Here is a 21,788-nt window from a genome sequence, read left to right on the forward strand (position 1 = left end):
CCGACCGGCCGGGCCGTCCGCCGTACGCGTCAGGCGGCGGCGGAGGTCCGCACCAGGGTGCGGATCTGGCGCAGCAGCACCGACAGCGCGGCGAGGTCCGCCCGGGACTCGTCGAACTCCCCCATCGCCCGCTCGGCGCGGTGGATCGAGGTGGCGTTCGACTGCTCCCACTGCGACACCCGCTCCTGCGGCGACAGGGCGCCCGGGGTGGAGTCGAGAACCTCCACGGTCAGCGCGGCCAGCGCGGCGTACAGGTCGTAGCGCAACGCCATCCGGGCCAGCGTCTGCCAGCGGTCCTCACGCGGCAGCAGCGAGATCTTCGACAGCAGCGAGTCGACCCGGAAGCGGTCGGAGAGCACGAAGTAGACCGAGGCCACCTCGCCGACGTCCCGCCCGCTGCTCGCCGCCGTCTCCACCACGTCGAGCAGGCCGAAGCTGTACATCAGCCGGGTCGCCAGCTCGGCCAGGTCGCGCGGCAGCCCCCGCTCGGTGAGCGAGTCGATGTGCGCCGCGAGGGACTCCCGCTCGCTGCCGTGGAAGCGCTCCTCCAGGTCGGGCAGAAGTCGGGCCACCCCGTCGCGCAGCCGGGCGATCTCCGCCGGCACGTCGATCGGCGAACGGCGGTTGGTCACCAGCCACCGCACCGCGCGGTCGAGCAGGCGCCGGGTGTCCAGGTAGACGCTGGTCTGCAACTCGGGGTCGACCTTGTTGTCCAGGTCCTCCACCGCGTCCCAGAGCGCGCGCAGCCCGAACACCTCGCGGACCACCACGTACGCCCGGATGACGTCCGCCGCCGAGGCCGCCGTCTCCTCGACCACCCGGAAGACGAACGAGATGCCGCCCCGGTTGATCGCCTCGTTGACGAGCACCGTCGTCACGATGTCCCGGCGCAGGCGGTGCTGGCCCATCCGGTCGGCGAACCGCTCCCGCATCGGCGTCGGGAAGTAGTTGACCAGGACGTCGGTCGTCCACTCCTCGTCCGCGAGCCCCTCGGCCAGGATCTCCGTCTCAAGGACGATCTTGACGTACGCGAGCAGCACCGCGAACTCCGGCGCGGTCAGCCCGGACTCGGTCCGCACCGCCAGCTCGTCGTCCGGCGGCAGCGCCTCCAGGGACCGGTCCAGCGCGCCGGAACGCTCCAGATCCGTGATCATCCGCCGATGCACCGGCAGCAGCGAGGCGGCCTGCGCCTGCGCGTTGTTGATCGCCCGGGCCTGGTCGTAGTTGTCCCGCAGCACCAGCTCGGCGACCTCGTCGGTCATCCCCGCGAGCAGCTCGTCGCGCTCGGGCAGGTCCAGCGCTCCGTCCGCGACCGCCGTGTTCAGCAGGATCTTGATGTTCACCTCGTGGTCGGAGCAGTCCACCCCGGCCGCGTTGTCGATGAAGTCCGTGTAGATCCGCCCGCCGGTCTGGGCGTACTCGATGCGCCCGAGCTGGGTCCAGCCCAGGTTGCCGCCCTCGCCCACCACCCGGCAGCGCACGTTCCGGCCGTCCACCCGGATGGCGTCGTTGGACTTGTCGCCCACCTCCGCGTTGGTCTGGCTGGACGCCTTCACGTACGTGCCGATGCCGCCGTTCCAGAACAGGTCGACCGGCGCGGTCAGGATCGCCTTCATCAGCTCCTGCGGGGAGAGCTGCTCGGTGTCGGCGTCCAGGCCGAGCCGCTCCCGGACCTGCGCCGAGATCGGCACCGACTTGGCCGTACGCGGGTACACCCCGCCGCCGGCCGAGATCAGCTCCCGGTCGTAGTCCTCCCACGACGAGCGGGGCAGGTCGAACAGCCGCTTCCGCTCGGCGTACGAGGACGCGGCGTCCGGGTCCGGGTCCAGGAAGATGTGCCGGTGGTCGAACGCGGCCACCAGCCGGATGTGCTCCGACAGCAGCATCCCGTTGCCGAACACGTCACCGGACATGTCACCGACGCCGACCACGGTGAAGTCCTGGGTCTGGGTGTCGTGGCCCATCTCGCGGAAGTGCCGCTTCACCGACTCCCAGGCGCCCCGGGCGGTGATGCCCATCTTCTTGTGGTCGTAGCCGGCGGAGCCGCCGGAGGCGAACGCGTCGCCGAGCCAGAAGTTGTGCGCCGTGGAGATCTCGTTGGCGATGTCCGAGAACGTCGCCGTGCCCTTGTCCGCCGCGACCACCATGTACGGGTCGTCGCCGTCGTGGCGGACCACGTCCTCCGGCGGCACGATCTCGCCGCTGACGATGTTGTCCGTGACGTCGAGCAGGGCGGAGATGAACTCCTTGTAGCAGATCACCGCCTCGTCGCGGTCCCCCGGCTTCTGCTTGAGCACGAAGCCGCCCTTCGCGCCCACCGGCACGATCACGGCGTTCTTCACCATCTGCGCCTTGACCAGGCCGAGCACCTCGGTGCGGAAGTCCTCGCGGCGGTCGGACCAGCGCAGCCCGCCCCGGGCCACCGGCCCGAACCGCAGGTGCACGCCCTCGAAACGCGGCGAGTAGACGAAGATCTCGAACTTCGGCCGCGGCGCCGGCAGGTCCGGGATCGCCTGCGGGTCCAGCTTGAGCGCCACGTACGACTTCGGCCGCCCGTCGGAGCGCTTCTGGTAGAAGCTGGTGCGCAGGGTGGCCTGGATCATCGTCAGGTAGGCGCGCAGGATCCGGTCCTGGTCGAGGCTGGCGACGTCGTCCAGCGCGGCCCGGATGTCGCCCACCAGCTCGGCGCTGCGCTGCTGGCGCCGCTCGTGGCCGTCCTCGCCGGGCGCGAACCGCACCTCGAACAGCTCCACCAGCAGGGCGGCGATCCTCGGGTACGCGATGAAGGTCTGCTCCATGTACTCCTGGGAGAAGACCGTGCCGGCCTGGCGCAGGTACTTCGCGTACGCCCGCAGCACCACCACCTGCCGCCAGGTGAGACCGGCGCGCAGCACCAGCTCGTTGAAGCCGTCCACCTCGGCCTCGCCCCGCCACGCCGCCGCGAAGGCGTTCTCCACGTGCGGGCGCACCTCGGCCAGCTCCTGGTGCCCCTCGGGCAGCCGCAACCCGAAGTCGTAGAGGTAGACCCGACCGTCGATCCGGTCCACCTCGTGCGGGTGCTCGTCGACGACCTTGACGCCGAGCGAGTGCAGCACCGGCAGCACGGCGGAGAGCATCATCGGCTCGCCGTAGCGGTAGACCTTGAAGCGGACGTCCATCGCCTCGTCGACGTCCGGCCCCCGCCCGCCGGCCCGCGGCGCGAGCTGCTTGCGGAACAGGTGCATCTCCAGCTGGCCGGGCTCCTCCAGCAGCTCCAGCTTCGCCAGGTCCTTCATCGCCTCGTACGGCGTGTGGCCGTCCTTGTAGCCCTCGGGGAAGGCGTCGGCGTAGCGGGTGAACAGGTGCTTGGCCTGCTCGTCGCCGAGCTTGCGCTCCAGCACCAGCCGGTAGTCGTCGTCCCAGAGCCGGGTGGCGTCGGCCAACTCCTCGGCCAGCAGGTCGGCATCGATGTCGCCGGGGACCTTCGTCGGGTCGGTCCGGACGATGAAGTGCACCCGGGCGAGCATCGACTCGGTGACCCGGGTCGTGTAGTCGACCCCGACGCCGTTCAGCTCGCGCAGCAGGATGTCCTGCATCCGCAGCCGGTTCTGCGTGGTGAACCGGTCCCGGGGCAGGTAGATCAGGCAGGAGATGAACCGCCCGTACGCGTCGCGGCGCAGGAACACCCGCAGCTGCCGGCGGCCGGCCATCCGCAGCACGCCGATCACCGCGTGGTAGAGGTCCTCCGTCTTGATCTGGAACAGCTCGTCGCGCGGATAGGTCTCCAGGATCTGGAGCAGGTCCTTGCCGGAGTGGCTGCGCTGGCTGAGGCCGGAGCGGTCCAGCACCTCGGCCACCTTGCGGCGCACCACCGGCAGCTCCTGCACGCTGGTCCGGTACGCGGCCGTGGAGAACAGGCCGAGGAAGCGGCGCTCGCCGACCACCTCGCCGGCCTCGTTGAAGACCTTGAAGCCGATGTAGTCGAGGTAGGCGGAGCGGTGCACGGTGGCCCGCGAGTTCGCCTTCGTGATGATCAGCAGGCGCTTCTCGGTGACCTTGTCGTGCGCCTCGGGCGTCATCGACGACAGCGGCCGGGCCTCCGGCGAGTCCTGACGCAGGATGCCCAGCCCGGTGCCGAGCACCGCCTCCAGCGCCTGACCGCTGCCCCGCTCCCCGTCCCCGGCGGTGTCGACCAGCCGGTACTCCCGGTAGCCGAGGAACGTGAAGTGGTCGTGAGCGAGCCAGCGGAGCAGCTCCACCGAGTCCGTGATGTCCTTCTCCGGCACCGGTGGGCGGTTGTCCGACGTACGCGCGGCGGCCAGCTCGTCGGCGAGGGCGAGGGCCCGCTGGCGCATCTTCGGCCAGTCCTCCACCGCCTCCCGCACGTCGGTGAGCACCCGCTGGAGTTCTCGGCGCAGCCGGTCCCGCTCGGCGGCGTCGCGTACCGGGTCGACCTCGATGTGCATCCAGCTCTCGACGATGTCGCCGGCGATGGCGTCGTCGGGCTCGACGTCGGCGGAGACCTCGACCAGCCGGCCCAGCGGCTCGCGCCGGACCACCACCAGCGGGTGGACCAGCAGGTGCACGTCCAGGTGGTGCGAGTTGAGCAGGGCGGTCACCGAGTCGACCAGGAACGGCATGTCGTCGGTGACGATCTCGATGACGGTGTGGTGCTGGTCGGCGTCGGGCTCGTGGATGCGCAGCTTCAGCTCGCCCGGTACCCGCTGCTGGGCGAGGTCGCGGTGCGCGCGGGCCGCCTCCAGCATCTCCTCGGCGGTGAAGCCGATCAGCTCCTCGTCCGGCGCGAACCGCCAGAAGCGGCTGACCAGGGTCGCCGCGTCGTGGTCGTCGCCGGCCAGCGCGACCGCCTGGGCGACCAGGCGCTCCACGTTGGGAACGGGCTCGTCGAGCTCGTTGTCCTCCACGTCGTCGGCCAGCGCGTTGGCGGGCAGACCCAGGTCGTAGAGGGTGTCGATACTCGAACCGGTCATCCCGGTCACTCCTGTGTCGAGCCGGCCGAAGCCGTCCCCGTCGGTCGCCGAATCGAAGCTGTCGTCCCGGCTGGTGTCATCCTGCCGGAGGTCGGGTCCCGGTTTGATCGCCGGACGCCGGTCCATCGGTGCCACTCCCCTCGACCCACCGCGTTGTGGGTCACTCTGCCGCCCAGCCTAGGCCCTGCCGTTCCGCCCCTTGCTCGGCGGACCTCAGTGCGGACGTCCGGTTCCGGACTTCGTCCTTTCACCCGTTGCGGGTACGAGGTTGGCCGGTTCGGGAGTACCCCGCCTCCAGTCGTTCATCACCCGTCACCGACCTCTCTTTCCGCACGTCCCGGTGCGGGGGGACGGTGCGGACGGCGCCGCCGTACTAGCGTGCAGGGCAGTTCCGAGATCGGAGATCCGTTCCATGCGCCTGTCGTACCCTCGCCGCCCCCGCCGCAACCGGCTCCGCCCGGCGCTGGCCCTGCTCGCCGCGACCGCGCTCGCGGGCGGCGCCCTCACCGCGTGCTCGGGCGGTGACGGCCCGGAGCGCGAGGTCGACGCGTTCCTCGCCGGCTGGCGCTCGGGCGACCTCCAGGCCGTCGGCTTCGTCGACCCGACCGGCGCCAAGGTGCCGGCGGCCGACGTCGTCCGCGAGCTCAAGGAGCTCTCCGGCGAGCTGGCGGCCACGCCGCCCACGCTGACGCGCCGGGGCGAGGCGAAGGTGACCAAGGACGTCGCGACCGCGGTGGTCAAGGTCGACTGGGCCCTCCCGGGCGGGACCCGTTGGGCGTACGAGCGCCCGGTGCGGCTCACCCGCGGCGGCGACGAGTGGCGGGTGATCTGGGAGCCGCAGCTGGTGCAGGAGCAGCTCACCCGGGGCGACCGGCTGGGGCTGCGCCGCGACACCGCCACCCGGGCCGCGGTGCTCGACGCCGCCGGTCAGCCGATCGTGGCGCCCCGGCCCGTGGTGCGCGTCGGGCTCCAACCGAGCGAGGTCACCGACGCGGCGAGCCTGACGCGCAGGCTGGACGCGGCGTTCCGGGCGATCCGGCCCGCGATCACCCCGCCGGTGGACCTCACCGACCTGCCTGAGCGGCTCGCCGACGCGGATCCCGGCGCGTTCGTCGAGGTGGTGACCCTGCGGGAGGAGGCGTACCGGCAGATCAAGGCGCGCATCTACGACCTGCCGGGCACGAAGTTCCGCAGCGACAAGCTCGACCTGGCCCCCACCCGCGAGTTCGCCCGGGCGGTGCTCGGCTCCGTCGACCCGGCGCAGGCCGACGACCTCGCCCGGCACCCCGACCGCTACGAGGCCGGCGACCTCGTCGGCCACGGGGGCCTCCAGGGCCGCCACGACGAGCGGCTCCGCGGCGCGGCGGGGCTGACCGTGATCACGCAGCGTCCCGGCCCGGACGGCACGTTGGTGCCCACCGGCACCGAGGTGTTCCGCAGCGAGCCGAAGCCGGGGCAGCCGGTGAAGACCACTCTCGACGTGCCCACCCAGAACGCGGCCGACGCCGCCCTGCGGGCCGAGAAGCGCCGGGCGGCATTGGTGGCGGTACGGATCAGCGACGGCGCGGTGCTCGCCGCGGCCAACGGCCCCGGGGCGGCCGGGGAGAACCTGGCCTTCACCGCCCAGGTTCCGCCGGGCTCCACCTTCAAGATGGTCAGCGCGCTCGGCCTGCTCGACCGGGGCGCGGTCACGCCCGACGCGACGGTGGGGTGCCCGAAGACGTTCACCGTCGACGGCCGGCCGTTCAAGAACTCCGACAACTTCGTGCTGGGCGCGGTGCCGTTCCGCACCGACTTCGCCAAGTCCTGCAACACCGCGTTCGCCGCGCTGGCACCGAAGCTCGGCGCCGACGGGCTGGCCGTGACCGGCCGCTCCCTCGGGCTGGAGGGGCAGTGGGACGTCGGCCTGGACGCCTTCACCGGCAAGGTCTCGGCGAACGGCGGCGCGACCGAGCAGGCCGCCGCCGCCATCGGCCAGGGCACGACGCTGGTCAGCCCGCTCGCCATGGCGTCGGCCACCGCGGCGGTCGCCCGGGGCGGCTTCGAGCAGCCCAAGCTGGTGCTCGACCCGGCTCCGGCCCAGCCCGCCGCCCCCGGCCCGCAGCTCAAGCCGGAGTCGGTGCAGGCCGTACGGGCGATGATGCGGGAGGTGGTCACGGCCGGCACCGGCAGCGCGCTGCGGGACGTGCCGGGCGCGCCGGTGCACGGCAAGACGGGCACCGCCGAGTACGACGACAACCCGGCCCATACCCACGCCTGGTTCGTCGGCTGGCAGGGCGACGTCGCGTTCGCGGTCTTCGTGGAGAAGGGCGGCGCCAGCACCGCCACCGCCGTCCCCGCCGCCGAACGCTTCCTCCGCGCCCTCGGCCGCTGACAGCCCACCGGTCCCTGGCCGGACGCCCACCGGTCCTTGGCCGGACGGCCCCCGCCCTCCGCCACCCACCGCACGCAGCCGCACCCGGCACCGTCTTCACCTGACGCCGTCGGCACCCGGCACCGTGTTCGCCCGGCACCGTGTTCGCCCGGCACTGGCCTCACCCGACGCCGTGCCCGCCCGGGGCCGTCGGCGGCGTCTGCCTGGACGGTAGCCGAGCCGGGTCCTCGTTGGCCTCGTCATCGAGGGCGAGGGCCGTGACTGCCCTGCCCGTGTGACGCTGTCGAGCTGCCCCTACGGACGGGGCACACACACCGACCGGGCCGCGACGCGTCTGCTGGCGCAGGTCGCTGTGGCTGAGCCGCACGGTGCCCCTCGTCCGGCAGCCATGGGTGGAACCTCAGGGGTGTCAAAGCCCGTCGGTGACACCCCTGGCGTTCCACCCATGACCCACGTACGCCGGACGTCATCCCGACTGGGCGCGGGCAGGCACCAGCGGCGCCACGGCAGGAGACGGCCGGGACGGCTGCACGCCACCAGCGCCCGGGACCCGGCCTCGACGAACGGTCCCCGACACCCCGCCGCATGGGCACCAGCCGGTCGGGACCGATCACGGCCTCGACGCACGGTCCCCGACGCCCCGCCGCATGGGCGGCTTCCGGCAGATCCCGCCCGACGGAGGACGACTGCGGCCGACTGGTCCGGTCCGGAGGGAGGTCCGGCGGTCAGGCGATGCCGGCGGCGGACGGCGAGGTGCCGTCCTCGGGCGCGGGCAGCGGGTCGTCCGGGTCGAGGTCCGCGAGCGGCGTCCGACGCAGCAGGCCCGGTCCGGCGGAGGCGGGCGGGCCGACGGGTTCCGGCGCGGCCGGGTCGTCGGAAGCGGCAGCCGCGGGCACCGGAGTGCCCGACCCGTCCGCACCGATCGGCCCGAGCGGCACCACCGCCCCGAGCGATCCGACCGCCCCCGGCGGAGCTGACGGGACCTCCTCGGCCCCGCCCGCGCCACGGTCGCCGTCGCGCTCCGGACCGGGGACGACGACCGGGTCGGCGGCGGACGCGCCAGCGACGGACGGGCCGGCGACGGACGGGGGCATGGGGACCTCTGGACGGCCATTGCCCCGCCGCGCCGAGGGGACCGACGACAAACCGGCCGAGACGGCAGACGAGGGGCCAGCCGAGGGGACCGACGAAGGGCCGCCGGACGAGGCGGCAGAGGAAGGGCCGGCGAGGGCGGGATAGGAAGGCCCGGCCGAGGCGGCAGACGATCGGCCCACCGACGGATCCGACGAGGGGCCAGCCGGGGCAACGGACGAACGGCCGGCCGGGGCGACAGACGACGGGCCGGCCGAGCGGGCGGATGTCGACGGGCCCGGCAGCAGTCGGGGTGGCGCCGCCGCCGGCGCGGAGACCGGACGCAGCCCGGCGACCACGGTGTTGACGATCTCGGCCGCGTACGAGCCGTCGGGGTCGTAGTCGGGGTCGAAGACGGTCAGCTCGACGCCGAGGCAGTGCGGAGTGTCGACCAGGCCGGCGAGCAGGATCTCCAGCTCGGCGAAGGCGATCCCGCCCGGGTCGGGGGCGTCGACGGCCGGCATCACGGCGGGGTCCAGCACGTCCACGTCGATGTGCACCCAGTAGCCGGCGCAGTCGGCGAGCTGCTCGTGCGCCCACTGCGCCGTACGCGCGGCGCCCTCGGCGCGCAGCGCCGGCACCGGCCGGGTGGTGATCCCGGCGGCCTGGAGGTCCAGGCGGTACTCGTCCTGCGCCCGGATGCCGAGCACCACCACGTCGATGTCCCGGAAGTACGGCCGACGGCCCTCGATGGCGGCCAGGTCGGCCTGCCCCCGCCCGGTGACCAGGGCGAGGTCCTCGCCGGCTGCCGCGCCCACGTAGGACGCGTTGCCGGGGTGCCGGAAGTCGGAGTGCCCGTCGACGAAGACCAGCCCGATGCGCCCGCCGACCGCCTCGCCGAGCCGGTGCATGGCCAGCGCCGAGCCGAGCAGGATGGAGCAGTCGCCGCCGAGCACCAGCGGGAACTCGCTGCGGTCGATGATGGCGCCGATCCGCTCCGCGAGCGCCACCGAGTAGTCGGCGATCTCCCGGGCGTGGCACACGCCGTCACCCGGTCGCCAGTCGCCGGGGTCGTAGCGGGGCGCGGTGAGGCAGCCGGCGTCGCGGGCGCGCAGCCGGGCGAGCAGCCCCTGGTCGCGCAGCGCGCCCGGGGCCTTCCCACAGCCGGGGACCGAGGTGGACGTGGGTGGGCGCAGGCCGAGGTTGCTGGGCGCGTCGAGGACGGCGATCCGGCGCATCATGGGCTCCCGTCCTCGATGTGTCGGGCGGGCCGGCCGGAACGCCGGCCCGCGCTGGCGTGCTACAGGTTCCGGGCGCGCTCAGGAACAGGGCGGGCCCGGAACAAGGGTGCTCAGAACAGGGCGCTGGCCAGGGCCCGGCGCGCCGAGGCGACCGCGGGATCCTCCGGCCCGGCGACCGTGAAGAGGCCGACCAGGTGCTGGCGTACCCTCTCCCGCTCGTCGCCGGCGGTGCGGCGGACCAGGCCCACCAGGCGGGCGTACGCCGCCTCGGCCTGACCGCTGAGCACCTCGATGTCGGCGGCCAGGAGCTGGGCCTCGACGTCGTCGGGGTTGGCCTGGGCGGCGGCGATGGCCGCGCCCGGGTCGGCCCCGGCCACCCGGCGGGCGAGCCCGACCTGGGCGAGGCCCGCCTCCGCCGCGGCGTCCGCCGGCGACTCGGCGAGGATCTTGCGGTACGCCCGCTCGGCCGCGTCGAGGTCGCCGCTCATCAGGGCGTCGTCCGCCTCGTCGAGGCGCGGGTCCTCCGGCTCCTCGACGCTCACGCCACCGGCCTTGAGCACCGCCTGGATCCACTGCCGCAGCTGCGCCTCGGGCACCACCCCGGAGAAGGCGTCGATCGGCTGGCCGCCGACGACCGCGTAGACCATCGGGATGCCCTGCACCCGGAACATCTGGGCGATCCGGGGGTTGGCGTCCACGTCGACCTTGGCGAGCACCCAGGCGCCGCCGCCCTCCGCGGCCAGCCGCTCCAGCACGGGGCTCAGCTGCTTGCACGGCTCGCACCACTCGGCCCAGAAGTCCACGATCACCGGTGTGGTGAGCGAGCGCTCGAGAACCTCGGACTGGAATGTCGCCTCGCTCACGTCGATGACGGCGACGCCGCCACCGGCGGCGCCGGGGAAGTCGGCGGAGGGGGCGGACTGGGCCGGGGTGGCGGGGCGGGCGGGGGCCGGTGCGGGGGTGCGCAGCGCGCTGAGGTCGACCGCGCCGCGGGTGAAGATCGACGAGGTGATCCGTGGGTCGCTCATGGTTACCTAGTCTCGCACGCGACCCGCCGAACTCAGATCAACCGCGACGGCGACAGTTGCGACTGTCACGGCTGCTCCCGCCCCCTGCCCCGCCCTCCCGGCCGGCACTGCCGCGACCGTGCGCCCGCGCCCCCGGCACGCGGACTGCGCGGTACTGGCGGGGGCGCGGGAGACAGGGGTCGCAGTGTGCGGCTGACGGAGGGACGGGGCCGGGAACGGGATGGGTCAGAAGCGGGCCGGTTCGCGGTAGACGCCCCACTCGGCGCGCAGGGCGTCGCAGATCTCGCCGAGGGTGGCCTCGGCGCGCACGGCGTCCAGCATGGCCGGGATCATGTTGCCGTCGGTCCGGCCGACGGCGACCATCCGCTCGATCGCGGCCTTGACGGTGGCCTCGTCGCGGCCGGCCTTCCGCTCGGCCAGCACCCGGCGCTGCTCCAGCTCCACCTCGTGCGAGATGCGCAGGATCTCCAGGTCCTTGGCGACCGTGCCGGTGTGGCAGTTGACGCCGACGATCCGCTTGTCGCCCTTCTCCAGCGCCTGCTGGTAGACGAAGGCGGACTCGGCGATGTGGCCGGTGAACCAGCCGTCCTCGATGCCGCGCAGGATGCCGGAGGTCATCGGCCCGATCTGGTGCGGCCCCTCCCCGCCGAGCTGCCGGATCCGGGCGAAGATCTCCTCCGCCTCGGCCTCGATCTTGTCGGTGAGCGCCTCGACGTACCAGGATCCGCCCAGCGGGTCCGCCACGTTGGTCACCCCGGTCTCCTCCATCAGCACCTGCTGGGTACGCAGGGCGATCTCGGCGGACTCGTCGGTGGGCAGCGCCAGGGTCTCGTCCAGGGCGTTGGTGTGCAGCGAGTTGGTGCCGCCGAGCACCGCCGCGAGTGCCTCGACGGCCGTCCGCACCACGTTGTTGACCGGCTGCTGGGCGGTCAGCGACACCCCGGCGGTCTGCGTGTGGAACCGCAGCCAGAGGGCCTTCTCGCTGGTCGCGCCGTAGACGTCGCGCAGCCAGCGGGCCCAGATCCGGCGGGCGGCCCGGAACTTCGCGATCTCCTCGAAGAAGTCGACGTGGGAGTCGAAGAAGAAGCTCAGGCCGGGCGCGAAGACGTTGACGTCCAGTCCCCGGGAGAGGCCCAGCTCGACGTAGCCGAAGCCGTCGGCGAGGGTGTACGCCAGTTCCTGCGCGGCGGTCGAGCCGGCCTCGCGGATGTGGTAGCCGGAGACCGAGAGCGGCTTGTAGCGCGGGATCTCCCGGGCGCAGTACTCCATCAGGTCGCCGATCAGGCGCAGGTGCGGCTCGGGGTCGAAGAGCCACTCCTTCTGCGCGATGTACTCCTTGAAGATGTCCGTCTGCAGGGTGCCGTCCAGCTTGGACAGGTCGGCGCCCTGCCGCTCGGCGGCCACCAGGTACATGCAGAACACCGGCACCGCCGGCCCGGAGATGGTCATCGACGTGGTGACCCCGGCCAGGTCGATGCCGTCGAAGAGCGCCTCCATGTCGGCGGCGGTGTCGATGGCGACGCCGCAGTGGCCCACCTCGCCGAGCGCCTGCGGGTCGTCGGAGTCCCGGCCCATCAGCGTGGGCATGTCGAAGGCGACGGAGAGGCCGCCGCCGCCGGCGCCCAGGATCATCTTGTAACGCTCGTTGGTCTGCTGGGCGTTGCCGAACCCGGCGAACTGCCGGATCGTCCAGGTCCGCCCGCGGTAGCCGGTCGGGTGCAGGCCCCGGGTGTACGGGTACTCGCCCGGCCAGCCGATCCGCTCGAAGCCCGGGTAGGCGACACCCTCCGGCGGCCCGTAGACCGGGTCGACGGGCATCCCGGAGAGCGTGGTGAAGTCGGCGTCCCGCTTGCGCGCGGCGTCGTAGCGGGCCTGCCAGCGTGCCCGTCCGGCGGCGATCTCGTCGGCGTTCATCCGCGGGGCTCCTCCTCGAGTCCTCGACTGCACTGCGAGTGTAGAGCCCCGACCTGAACGATCGCTAAGTAAGTTCGTACCGGCAGGTAACCTGGACCGCCCGACGCCTCACGCGACAGGTGCCGCCGGACCGCCCAGGGCCACGTCGTCGACCCTGATGTTGATCTCGTCGACCCGCAACCCGTACGCCTCGACCGCCTCCGTCACCTGCGCGCGGACCTCGCCGGTCACCTGCGGCACCGCGCGGCCGGCCTCGATCACGATGACCAGGTTGACCACCGCCGCGCCGTTGGTGACGTGGGCCGAGCAGCCGCGGCGGGCGTCGCCGACCTGGTCGAGCCCGACCTTGTCGAGCACCGCGTTGAAGAACCGGGCCACGTCCCCGCCCAGCTCGACCACCCCGGGCACGGACCGCGCGGCGGCCACGGCAATCTTCTCGACCACCTCGTCGGACACGTGCGTGCTGCCGCCCGCCACCGCGCCCGGTGCCACCGACAGCTCCTGCGTCGCCTCGTCAGCCATGATCTCCCCATACGTCGCACCGCCCCGCGCCGTCGGGGCGAGGCGGTGCGAGCGTACTAGGCGGACGCCGTCCGCAGTGGACGCGCGATCGGCTCAGGAGGCGATCTGGGCGAGCAGTTCGTCGGCCGCCGCGTACGGGTCGAGAGAGCCCTCGGCCACCTTCGCGGCGAGCGCCGGCAGCTCCGTACCGTCGCGCAGGGAACCGATCCGGGCGCGGAGGGCGCCCAGCGCGATGGCCTCGACCTCGGCGGCGGCCCGCGCCTCCTGGCGGCGGCGCAGTTCGCCGTGCTCGACCAGCCAGGCACGGTGCTTGTCGATGGCGGCGGCGATGTCGTCGATGCCCTCGCCCCGGGAGGCGATCGCGCGCACCACCTGCGGCCGCCAGTCGCCCGGACCCCGCTCGCCCAGGGCGATCATGCCCTGGATGTCGCGGTAGGTGGCGTCGGCACCGTCCCGGTCGGCCTTGTTGACCACGAAGACGTCGGCGATCTCCAGGATGCCGGCCTTGACCGCCTGGATCGCGTCGCCCATGCCCGGGGCGAGCAGCACCAGCGTGGTGTCGGCCAGCGAGGCCACCTCCACCTCGGCCTGCCCGACGCCCACGGTCTCCACCAGCACGACGTCGCAGCCGGCGCCCTCCAGCACCCGCACGGCCTGCGGCGTCGCCGCCGACAGCCCGCCGAGGTGGCCCCGGCTGGACATCGACCGGATGTAGACGCCCGGGTCGGTGGCGTGGTCCTGCATGCGGACCCGGTCGCCGAGGATCGCCCCGCCCGTGAACGGGCTGGACGGGTCGATGGCCAGCACGCCCACCCGGTGGCCGCGGGCACGCAGCGCCCGGACCAGCTCGTTGGTGGTGGTCGACTTGCCCACCCCGGGCGAGCCGGTCAGCCCGACCACCTGGGCCTGACCGGCGTACGGGGCGAGCGCCGCCGCGATGCGCGGCAGCGTCTCGTCGCCCGACTCGACCAGGGTGATCAGCCGGGCCACCGCGCGCGGATCGCCCGCCCGGGCCCGCTCGACCAGCATCGGCACGTCCCGGCTGCGGCGCACCGGGGGTGCGCCCGCCGCCGGGACGTCGTCGACGATCTCGCTCACTGTGCTGCCTCTACGGGGTCGGCCGGACCGCGGTCAGTGACCGCTCTCGCCGGGGGCCGGGACGTGGATGATCAGGGCGTCGCCCTGGCCGCCGCCGCCGCAGAGCGCCGCCGCGCCCGTGCCGCCGCCCCGGCGCTTGAGCTCCAGGGCGAGGGTGAGCACCAGCCGGGCGCCGGACATGCCGATCGGGTGGCCCAGCGCGATCGCCCCGCCGTTGACGTTGACCTTGTCCGGGCTGACCCCGAGGTCACGGGTGGACTGGATGCCGACCTGGGCGAACGCCTCGTTGATCTCGATCAGGTCCAGGTCCTCGATGCCGAGCCCGCCCTTCTTGAGCGCGTGCTGGATCGCGTTGGACGGCTGCGAGTGCAGGGAGTTGTCCGGGCCCGCGACGTTGCCGTGCGCGCCGATCTCGGCCAGCCAGGTCAGCCCCAGCTCCTTGGCCTTGGCCTTGCTCATGACGACCACGGCGGCGGCGCCGTCGGAGATCGGCGAGGAGCTGCCGGCGGTGATCGTGCCGTCCTTGGCGAACGCCGGGCGCAGCTTCGCCAGCGACTCGGCGGTGGTGTCCGGCCGGATCCCCTCGTCCTCGCTGATCACCAGGGGGTCACCCTTGCGCTGCGGGATGACGACCGGGGTGATCTCCTCGGAGAAGTGGCCGTTCTTCTGCGCGGCGGCGGCCCGCTGGTGGCTGGTCGCGGCGAACGCGTCCTGCTCCTCGCGGGTGATGCCGTGCCGGCCGTTGTGCCGCTCGGTGGACTCCCCCATGGCGCAGCTGTCCCAGGCGTCGGTGAGCCCGTCGAGCGCCATGTGGTCCTTGACCACCACGTCGCCGTACTTGTAGCCGCCGCGCTGGCCCAGCAGCAGGTGCGGGGCGTTGGTCATGGACTCCATGCCGCCGGCGACGACGATGTCGAACTCGCCGGCGCGGATCAGCTGGTCGGCCAGGGCGATCGCGTCCAGGCCGGAGAGGCAGACCTTGTTGACGGTCAGCGCCGGTACGGACATCGGGATGCCGGCCTCGACCGCCGCCTGGCGGGCCGGGATCTGCCCGGCGCCGGCCTGGAGCACCTGCCCCATGATCACGTACTGGACCTGCTCGGGGGCGACGCCGGCCCGCTCGAGCGCCGCCTTGATCGCGACGCCACCGAGCCTGGTCGCCGGGAGGTCCTTGAGGTTGCCCAGCAGGCGCCCCATCGGGGTCCGCGCGCCGCTGACGATCACCGAAGCCATGCCTGCCTCCGAGGGGTGCCGACCTGTACGCCTTAACGATTGTTCGGTCAGACTAGCGCCATGGCTGAGAACTCCCCCGTCGAGACCGCTGCCGACTATGTCACAGACATCGGCCTGCGCCGCATCGACCACGTCGGGGTCGCCGTCGCCGACCTGGACGCCGCGATCGACTTCTACCAGCGCACCTTCGGGATGCGCTGCGTGCACACCGAGGTGAACGACGAGCAGGGCGTACGCGAGGCGATGCTGGCCGTGGGCCCGGACGCCGAGGGCGGCTGCGTGCAACTGCTCGCCCCGCTGAGCCCGGAATCGACCATCGCCAAGTTCCTCGACAAGAAGGGCCCGGGCGTGCAGCAGGTGGCGTACACCGTGGCGGACATCGACGTCGCCTGCGCGAAGCTGCGCGAGCGGGGCGTGAAGCTGCTCTACGACACCCCGAAGCGCGGCACCGCCAACTCGCGCGTCAACTTCGTCCACCCGAAGGACGCCGGCGGGGTGCTGGTCGAACTCGTCGAGCCCGCCGCCGGGCACTGACCCCACCGCCGGCCCCCGTCACCTGCGCGGGGGCCGGCGCCCACCGCCCCGCCGAGCGCGCCGCTGCGCGGTTCCACCACCGCCCGGACACCTCCACTCATCGGCCAATGCAGTTTTTCACAGAGGACTTCCGGCCCTACCTACTGTTCAGTAACGTCCCGGCCCACAGGAGCGCGGCCGGTGCCGGTTGTGTCGGACACCGACATGGCGGTCGGCCGCACCGGCGCCGACGATGGCAGCACCCAGGCCCGCGTGGGCGGGGTGCGGACGAACGGGAGGTCGACGTGCAGGACATCCTCGAAGCGATCATGGCGGCGGAGGGATCCGACCAACCCGCACGGGAACTCGCCGGGATCGCCGGCCTGCCGGTACCCGAGACGTACCGCGGCGTGGTGGTGCGCGCCGACGAGACCCGGATGTTCGACGGCCTGGCCACCCGGGACAAGGACCCGCGCAAGGCGCTGCACGTGCAGGAGGTGCCGACGCCGGAGCTGGGGCCGGGCGAGGCGCTGGTGGCGGTGATGGCCAGCGCGATCAACTACAACACGGTCTGGACCAGCATCTTCGAGCCGCTGCCGACCTTCAAGTTCCTCCAGCGCTACGGCCGGCTCTCCGAGCTGACCCGCCGGCACGACCTGCCGTACCACGTGGTGGGCTCCGACGCCGCCGGCGTGGTGCTGCGCACCGGGCCCGGGGTGACGAAGTGGAAGGCCGGCGACGAGGTCGTCGCGCACTGCCTCTCCGTGGAGCTGGAGGACGCGGCCGGGCACGACGACACCATGCTGGATCCGCAGCAGCGGATCTGGGGCTTCGAGACCAACTTCGGCGGCCTGGCCGAGCTGTGCGTGGTCAAGGCCAACCAGCTGATGCCCAAGCCGCGCCACCTGAGCTGGGAGGAGGCGGCCAGCCCGGGGCTGGTCAACTCGACGGCGTACCGGCAGCTGGTGTCGCACCACGGGGCGAACATGAAGCAGGGCGACGTGGTGCTGATCTGGGGCGCCTCCGGCGGCCTGGGCGGCTACGCCACCCAGATGGCGCTCAACGGCGGCGCGATCCCGGTCTGCGTGGTCTCCTCGCCCGAGAAGGCGGAGCTGTGCCGGAAGATGGGCGCCGAGCTGGTGATCGACCGCACCGCCGAGGGCTTCCGCTTCTGGAAGGACGAGCAGACCCAGGACCAGGACGAGTGGCGCCGCTTCGGCGAGCGCATCCGCGAGCTGACCGGCGGCGAGGACCCGGACATCGTCTTCGAGCACCCCGGCCGGGAGACCTTCGGCGCCAGCGTCTACGTGGCCAAGAAGGGCGGCACCATCGTCACCTGCGCCTCCACCAGCGGCTTCCTGCACCAGTACGACAACCGCTACCTCTGGATGCACCTGAAGCGGATCATCGGCAGCCACTTCGCCAACTACCGGGAGGCGTGGGAGGCCAACCGCCTGGTGGCGTTGGGCAAGGTCCACCCCACCGTGTCGAGGACCTACGCGCTGGAGCAGACCGGCCAGGCCGCGTACGAGGTGCACCGCAACGCGCACCAGGGCAAGGTCGGCGTGCGCTGCCTCGCCCCGTCGGACGGCCTCGGCGTACGCGACCGCGAGCTCCGCTCCCGGCACGAGGACGCGATCAACCGGTTCCGGGGCCACTGACCCGGCGGATGAGGCGGGGCCGACCATTGCGGTGAACGGCGATTGCCTTTCCGCCGGGTGTCGGACACTCATTCGAGTGATGCCGACCATGGCGCGACAAAGGGCCGCGGGGTACTCCCGCGGCCCTTTTCCATGTCACGCTCCGTGCCCTCTCCCCTGTCACTCTCCGTGCCGTCCGACCCGCCCGGGACCTGCCAAGATCGGCGATCCGTCCCGCCGTGGACGGAGCTGTAGTTGACCATGTAAAGAGGACACGAAAGCTCGGGACCGCTCTTGCGAAGCACCCTGGGGGGTCTGCGAGTATGTCCCAATGCCCCAGCAGTCCTCCCCTCTTGCGTTCTTCGATAACGCGAACTCGCAGCCCGATTTCACCGTTGGCCTGCGCGGCTACAACACCCACCAGGTCGATGACTTCATCGGCCGGATGACGGCCGCGCTTACCCAGTCCGAGCAGGCCCGCGCCGAGGCCGAGCAGCGGATGAACGACGCCCAGCGCCGCCTGCGCCAGGCCGAGCAGCGCATGAGCGCGCTGGAGCAGAAGCTCGCCGACACCAACAAGCAGCTCGAGGAGAACAGCCGACCCACCCTCTCGGGCCTCGGCACCCGCGTCGAGCAGATCCTCCGGCTGGCCGAGGAGCAGGCCAACGACCACCGCAACGAGGCCAAGCGGGAGTCGGAGGGCATCCTCTCCGCCGCGCGCCTCGAGGCGCGCGAGATCACCGACAAGGCGCGCGCCGAGGCGGCGGCCATGAAGGCCAACGCCGAGCGGGAGGCCGGCAGCGTCCGCACCGCCGCCGAGCGCGAGGCCGCCGAGGTCCGCGTCCAGGCCCGTCGCGAGGCCGACACGCTGCGCGCCGACGCCGACCGGGAGACCAAGCAGCTGCGTACGGTGACCGCGCACGAGGTCGCCGAGCTGAAGTCCACCGTCGAGCGTGAGGTCGCCACCCTGCGGGCCACCGCCGAGCGGGAGATCACCCAGCAGCGGGCGAAGGCCGCCCGCGAGGCCGAGGAGAAGCGCGCCGAGGCGACCAAGCTGCTCACCGACGCCCGCGACAAGCGCGACAAGGACCTCCAGGCCCTCGAGCTCCAGCTCGCCGAGCGCCGGGAGAAGGCCGAGCGCGAGGAGTCCGAGCGGCACGCCGCGCAGGTCGCCCAGACCCAGAAGCTGGTCAGCGAGGCCGAGCAGCGCGCCCACGCCGCGCAGGAGCGGGCCAAGGAGATCGAGCAGCGCGCCGAGGCCCGCCGGGTCGAGTCCGAGCGCACCGCCAACGAGACGGTCGACAAGGCCAAGGCGCTGGCCGACAAGACGCTCACCGAGGCGAAGGCCGAGGCGAAGCGCCTGCTCACCGAGGCGCGCACCGAGGCCGAGCTGACCACCCAGGCGGCCCGCCGCGAGGTCGAGGACCTCACCCGGCAGAAGGACGCCGTCACCTCGCAGCTCGGCCAGATGCTCTCCGGTCTCGCCGGCATCGTGCCGGGCGTGCCCGCCACGCCGCCCGCCGCGCAACCCAAGCCGGAGGCGAAGAAGGCCGACAGCACCGACGAGCGGGTGACCGCCGAGACGTCCAACTGACCCAGACCGACCCACCCGACCGGGGCATGATCGACGGCGCGGGGTGACACCGGGTGACCGGTGCGCCCCGCGCCGTACGCTTTTTCGCGCCGGACGAATTGCCCGGGCGTGTCGGCAGTGAAGTAGGTCCTATCCGGGGCGTCCGTATCGCCCCAGCCGGACTGGAGGCGTGTGAGGATGGGGGCATGTCGCACGGCGAGGAACTGTTCGCTCTCGGCGGGGACGTGACCACGGAGCCCAGCTTCGAGTCCGCTCTGCGGGGGTACGAGAAACGACAGGTCGACCGGTACGTCGCTCGCGCGGAGCACGAGATCGCGGCCCTGGCGGCCGAGCGGGAACAGGCCTACACACAGATCCACAAGCTGGCCGGCCAGGTCGAGGTGCTCCAACGCGACCTCGCCCAGGCCCGCAGGTCGTCCGGGGCGTTGGAGAACGTCTCCTACCGGCACCTGGGCCCGCGGGTCGAGCAGATCCTCACCATCGCCGAGGAGCAGGCCGACGCGATCCTGGCCGCCGCCAACGAGGAGATCGAAGCTCGCCGGGCCGCCGCCGAGCACATCGTGGACGAGGCCCGCGAGCAGGCCGCCACCGCCCTCAAGGACTTCGAGATCGCGCTGGCCGCCCGCCGGACGGAGGAGGAGCGGCACAGCGCCGCCCGCAGGGCCGAGGCGGACGCCGCGGTCAGGGCGGCCAAGGAGGAGTCCACCCGGCTGCGCAAGGCCGCCCAGGACGCGCTGGCCAAGGCCCAGCAGGAGGCCACCCAGCTGCGGGACGCGGCGAAGGAGATCCACCAGCGGGCCCAGCAGGAGGCGACCAAGCTGCGCGAGGCGGCCAAGGAGGTGCACGCCAAGGCCCAGCAGGAGGCCACCCAGCTGCGTGAGGCCGCCAAGGAGGTGCACACCAAGGCCCAGCAGGAGGCCAAGCGCCTGGTCGACCAGGCCACCGAGGCCGGCCGGGCCACCCACGCCAAGGCGCAGCGCGACGCCAAGCAGATCATCGACGACGCCGCCGGCGCCGGGCGGGCCACCCGGGAGAAGGCCCGCCAGGAGGCGGAGCGGCTCACCACTCAGGCGGCCGAGACCGCCAAGCGCAACCGCGCCGAGACCGAGGCGTACGTGCAGCGGATGCGCACCGAGACCGAGGCGTACGTGCAGCACGCCCGGGCCCAGACGCAGCAGGAGCTGGGCGCCTGGCGGGCCGGGGTGGAGCAGGAGGTCAACAACCGGCGCGAGGCCGCGGACCGCGAGCTGACCCAGCGCCGCGCGAAGGCCGAGCAGGAGTTCACCGCGCGCCGCGACGAGTTGGAGAAGCAGTACAAGACCCGCCTCGCCGAGCTGGACGAGCAGCACACGAGCCGGCACGACGAGCTGGAGTCGGAGTTCGAGGCGCGCCGCACCGCCCTGGAGACGGAGTACACCGCCCGCCGGAACGAGATCGAGCAGAGTGCCACCGCCGTCCGCAAGGCCGCCGAGCAGGACGCCCTGACGATGCGCCAGCGGGCCGAGGAGGAGGCCGCGGCGCTGCTCGGCCGGGCCGAGTCGGAGGCGGCCGAGAAGCGCCGCAGGGCCGACGAGCACGTGGCGACGTCGCGCCGGCAGTTCGAGGAGTACGCGGCCACGACTCAGCAGCACCTGGCCACCACCCAGCAGCATCTCGCCGCCACCCAGCAGGAGGCCGCCGCGAGCCGCCAGCAGCTCGCCCAGGTGATGCTGGAGATCGCCCAGGCCCAGCAGGAGCTGGCCGACCTGCGGCAGGAGACCTGGAAGTCCCGGCAGGAGTCCGACGAGCTCCAGCGCCAGGTGGCGGAGCTGCGGTTGGGCGTACTCGGCGCGGCCGACCGGCCGGGCGGAGCGGACGGCGTCGTCGCCCCGGTCGTGGCGGGCGGCAAGCCCGCGCCGGCCACGGCGAACGGCAGCAAGCCCCGTCCCGACGCGGCCAAGACCCCGGCGGACGCGGCCCCGGCCGGCGGGAACGCCGCCGACAAGGCCACGGTCGACGCGGGCGCTGTCCCGGTCGGCGCGGACAAGGCCAAGGCGGGCACGGCGGACAAGGCCCCGGTCGGCACGGACAAGGCCCCGGTCGGCGCGGACAAGGCTCCGGCGGGCGCGGACAAGGCCCCGGTCGGCGCGGACAAGGCTCCGGCGGGCGTGGGCGCGGCGGACAAGGCCCCGGGCGGCGCGGGCGTCGGGACGACAGGCGCCGCGGAGGGCGCGGCCTCCTCGGGTGAGAAGCCCGCTGCCGGCAAGGTGGAGCCCGAGGACGCCGGGCAGCCGGCCAAGGGCCGGATCGAGCCGGCGGACACCGGGCAGCCGACCAACGGCAAGGTCGCCACCGTGACCACCGTCGACGGGGGCACGGCCAGTGCCGGCGTGGACGGAGAGCCGACCGTGGCGGCGGTACCCGGCGAGGGCGGCCGGGGCGCGACCCCGACGAAGATCACCAGCACGGGCGAGAACGGCAAGCGCCCGGCCAAGCCGACCACCGACGAACGCAGCGCCAAGCCGAGCAAGGTGGTCGTCGACAAGGACTGACCCCTGCGCACGGCACCGCCCGACGGCCTGGGTCGTCGGGCGGATCTTGGTACGAAGCG

The 21,788-nt window shown here is 73.1% G+C and carries 11 protein-coding genes and 1 pseudogene; 5 read left to right on the forward strand and 7 right to left on the reverse strand.

Going from position 1 to position 21,788, the window contains the following annotated elements; translation table 11 throughout:
• Nucleotides 1-29 precede the first annotated feature (29 nt).
• Nucleotides 30-5,096, reverse strand: coding sequence for an NAD-glutamate dehydrogenase (locus ACTMS2_RS22165; RefSeq protein ID WP_441177096.1), 5,067 nt, complete (start codon nt 5,094-5,096; stop codon nt 30-32).
• 286 nt (nt 5,097-5,382) lie between these two features.
• On the opposite strand from ACTMS2_RS22165, the gene ACTMS2_RS22170 reads away from it, so the two are divergent.
• Nucleotides 5,383-7,344 (forward strand): penicillin-binding transpeptidase domain-containing protein, encoded by a 1,962-nt coding sequence (locus ACTMS2_RS22170; protein ID WP_441177097.1) that lies wholly within the window; start codon nt 5,383-5,385, stop codon nt 7,342-7,344.
• Nucleotides 7,345-8,740: 1,396 nt separating this feature from the next.
• Here ACTMS2_RS22170 and ACTMS2_RS22175 read toward each other — a convergent pair.
• The 6 genes and pseudogenes from ACTMS2_RS22175 to ACTMS2_RS22200 all read right to left on the reverse strand — a co-directional run.
• Nucleotides 8,741-9,656, reverse strand: a pseudogene (locus tag ACTMS2_RS22175) (arginase family protein); the annotation flags it as partial.
• A 110-nt stretch (nt 9,657-9,766) separates the two neighbouring features.
• Entirely contained in the window at nt 9,767-10,684 is a 918-nt protein-coding gene (locus ACTMS2_RS22180) for a tetratricopeptide repeat protein (RefSeq protein ID WP_441177098.1), read from the reverse strand.
• Nucleotides 10,685-10,909: 225 nt separating this feature from the next.
• Nucleotides 10,910-12,598, reverse strand: a complete 1,689-nt coding sequence (locus ACTMS2_RS22185) for an acyl-CoA mutase large subunit family protein (RefSeq protein ID WP_357723613.1) — start codon at nt 12,596-12,598, stop codon at nt 10,910-10,912.
• A 108-nt stretch (nt 12,599-12,706) separates the two neighbouring features.
• Complete coding sequence (locus tag ACTMS2_RS22190; protein ID WP_441177099.1) at nt 12,707-13,120, reverse strand: Asp23/Gls24 family envelope stress response protein; 414 nt, start codon at nt 13,118-13,120, stop codon at nt 12,707-12,709.
• Nucleotides 13,121-13,213: 93 nt separating this feature from the next.
• Entirely contained in the window at nt 13,214-14,149 is a 936-nt protein-coding gene (gene meaB, locus ACTMS2_RS22195) for a methylmalonyl Co-A mutase-associated GTPase MeaB (RefSeq protein WP_441177120.1), read from the reverse strand.
• Between the two features lie 102 nt (nt 14,150-14,251).
• Entirely contained in the window at nt 14,252-15,451 is a 1,200-nt protein-coding gene (locus tag ACTMS2_RS22200) for an acetyl-CoA C-acetyltransferase (RefSeq protein ID WP_441177100.1), read from the reverse strand.
• A gap of 60 nt (nt 15,452-15,511) precedes the next feature.
• Here ACTMS2_RS22200 and mce point away from each other — a divergent pair, with 60 nt between their 5' ends.
• The 4 genes from mce (at nt 15,512) to ACTMS2_RS22220 (ending at nt 21,729) form a co-directional block, all read left to right on the forward strand.
• The gene (gene mce, locus ACTMS2_RS22205; RefSeq protein WP_363899270.1) at nt 15,512-15,985 is read left to right on the forward strand and encodes a methylmalonyl-CoA epimerase; all 474 of its coding nucleotides are present in this window, start codon (nt 15,512-15,514) and stop codon (nt 15,983-15,985) included.
• Between the two features lie 284 nt (nt 15,986-16,269).
• Nucleotides 16,270-17,625 (forward strand): crotonyl-CoA carboxylase/reductase, encoded by a 1,356-nt coding sequence (ccrA, locus tag ACTMS2_RS22210; RefSeq protein WP_441177101.1) that lies wholly within the window; start codon nt 16,270-16,272, stop codon nt 17,623-17,625.
• Nucleotides 17,626-17,935: 310 nt separating this feature from the next.
• Nucleotides 17,936-19,198: a cell division protein DivIVA gene (locus tag ACTMS2_RS22215; RefSeq protein WP_101412527.1), complete on the forward strand. Its 1,263-nt coding sequence runs from the start codon at nt 17,936-17,938 to the stop codon at nt 19,196-19,198.
• Nucleotides 19,199-19,383: 185 nt separating this feature from the next.
• Nucleotides 19,384-21,729, forward strand: coding sequence for a hypothetical protein (locus tag ACTMS2_RS22220; protein WP_441177102.1), 2,346 nt, complete (start codon nt 19,384-19,386; stop codon nt 21,727-21,729).
• The last annotated feature ends 59 nt before the right edge of the window (nt 21,730-21,788 follow it).

Origin of the sequence: Micromonospora sp. SD12, assembly GCF_052068495.1 — a bacterium.
In the GTDB taxonomy this organism is placed as follows: Bacteria; Actinomycetota; Actinomycetes; order Mycobacteriales; family Micromonosporaceae; genus Micromonospora; species Micromonospora echinofusca.

Excerpts from the sequence above, each read along its gene's own strand:
- meaB (WP_441177120.1), bottom strand. The coding sequence starts at position 14,149 with ATGCTGGTCGAGCGGGCCCGGGCGGGCGATCCGCGCGCGGTGGCCCGG.
- mce (WP_363899270.1), top strand. The coding sequence starts at position 15,512 with ATGGCTGAGAACTCCCCCGTCGAGACCGCTGCCGACTATGTCACAGAC.
- ACTMS2_RS22170 (WP_441177097.1), top strand. The coding sequence starts at position 5,383 with ATGCGCCTGTCGTACCCTCGCCGCCCCCGCCGCAACCGGCTCCGCCCG.
- ACTMS2_RS22185 (WP_357723613.1), bottom strand. The coding sequence starts at position 12,598 with ATGAACGCCGACGAGATCGCCGCCGGACGGGCACGCTGGCAGGCCCGC.
- ACTMS2_RS22165 (WP_441177096.1), bottom strand. The coding sequence starts at position 5,096 with ATGGACCGGCGTCCGGCGATCAAACCGGGACCCGACCTCCGGCAGGAT.
- ACTMS2_RS22200 (WP_441177100.1), bottom strand. The coding sequence starts at position 15,451 with ATGGCTTCGGTGATCGTCAGCGGCGCGCGGACCCCGATGGGGCGCCTG.
- ACTMS2_RS22215 (WP_101412527.1), top strand. The coding sequence starts at position 17,936 with ATGCCCCAGCAGTCCTCCCCTCTTGCGTTCTTCGATAACGCGAACTCG.
- ACTMS2_RS22180 (WP_441177098.1), bottom strand. The coding sequence starts at position 10,684 with ATGAGCGACCCACGGATCACCTCGTCGATCTTCACCCGCGGCGCGGTC.
- ACTMS2_RS22220 (WP_441177102.1), top strand. The coding sequence starts at position 19,384 with ATGTCGCACGGCGAGGAACTGTTCGCTCTCGGCGGGGACGTGACCACG.
- ACTMS2_RS22190 (WP_441177099.1), bottom strand. The coding sequence starts at position 13,120 with ATGGCTGACGAGGCGACGCAGGAGCTGTCGGTGGCACCGGGCGCGGTG.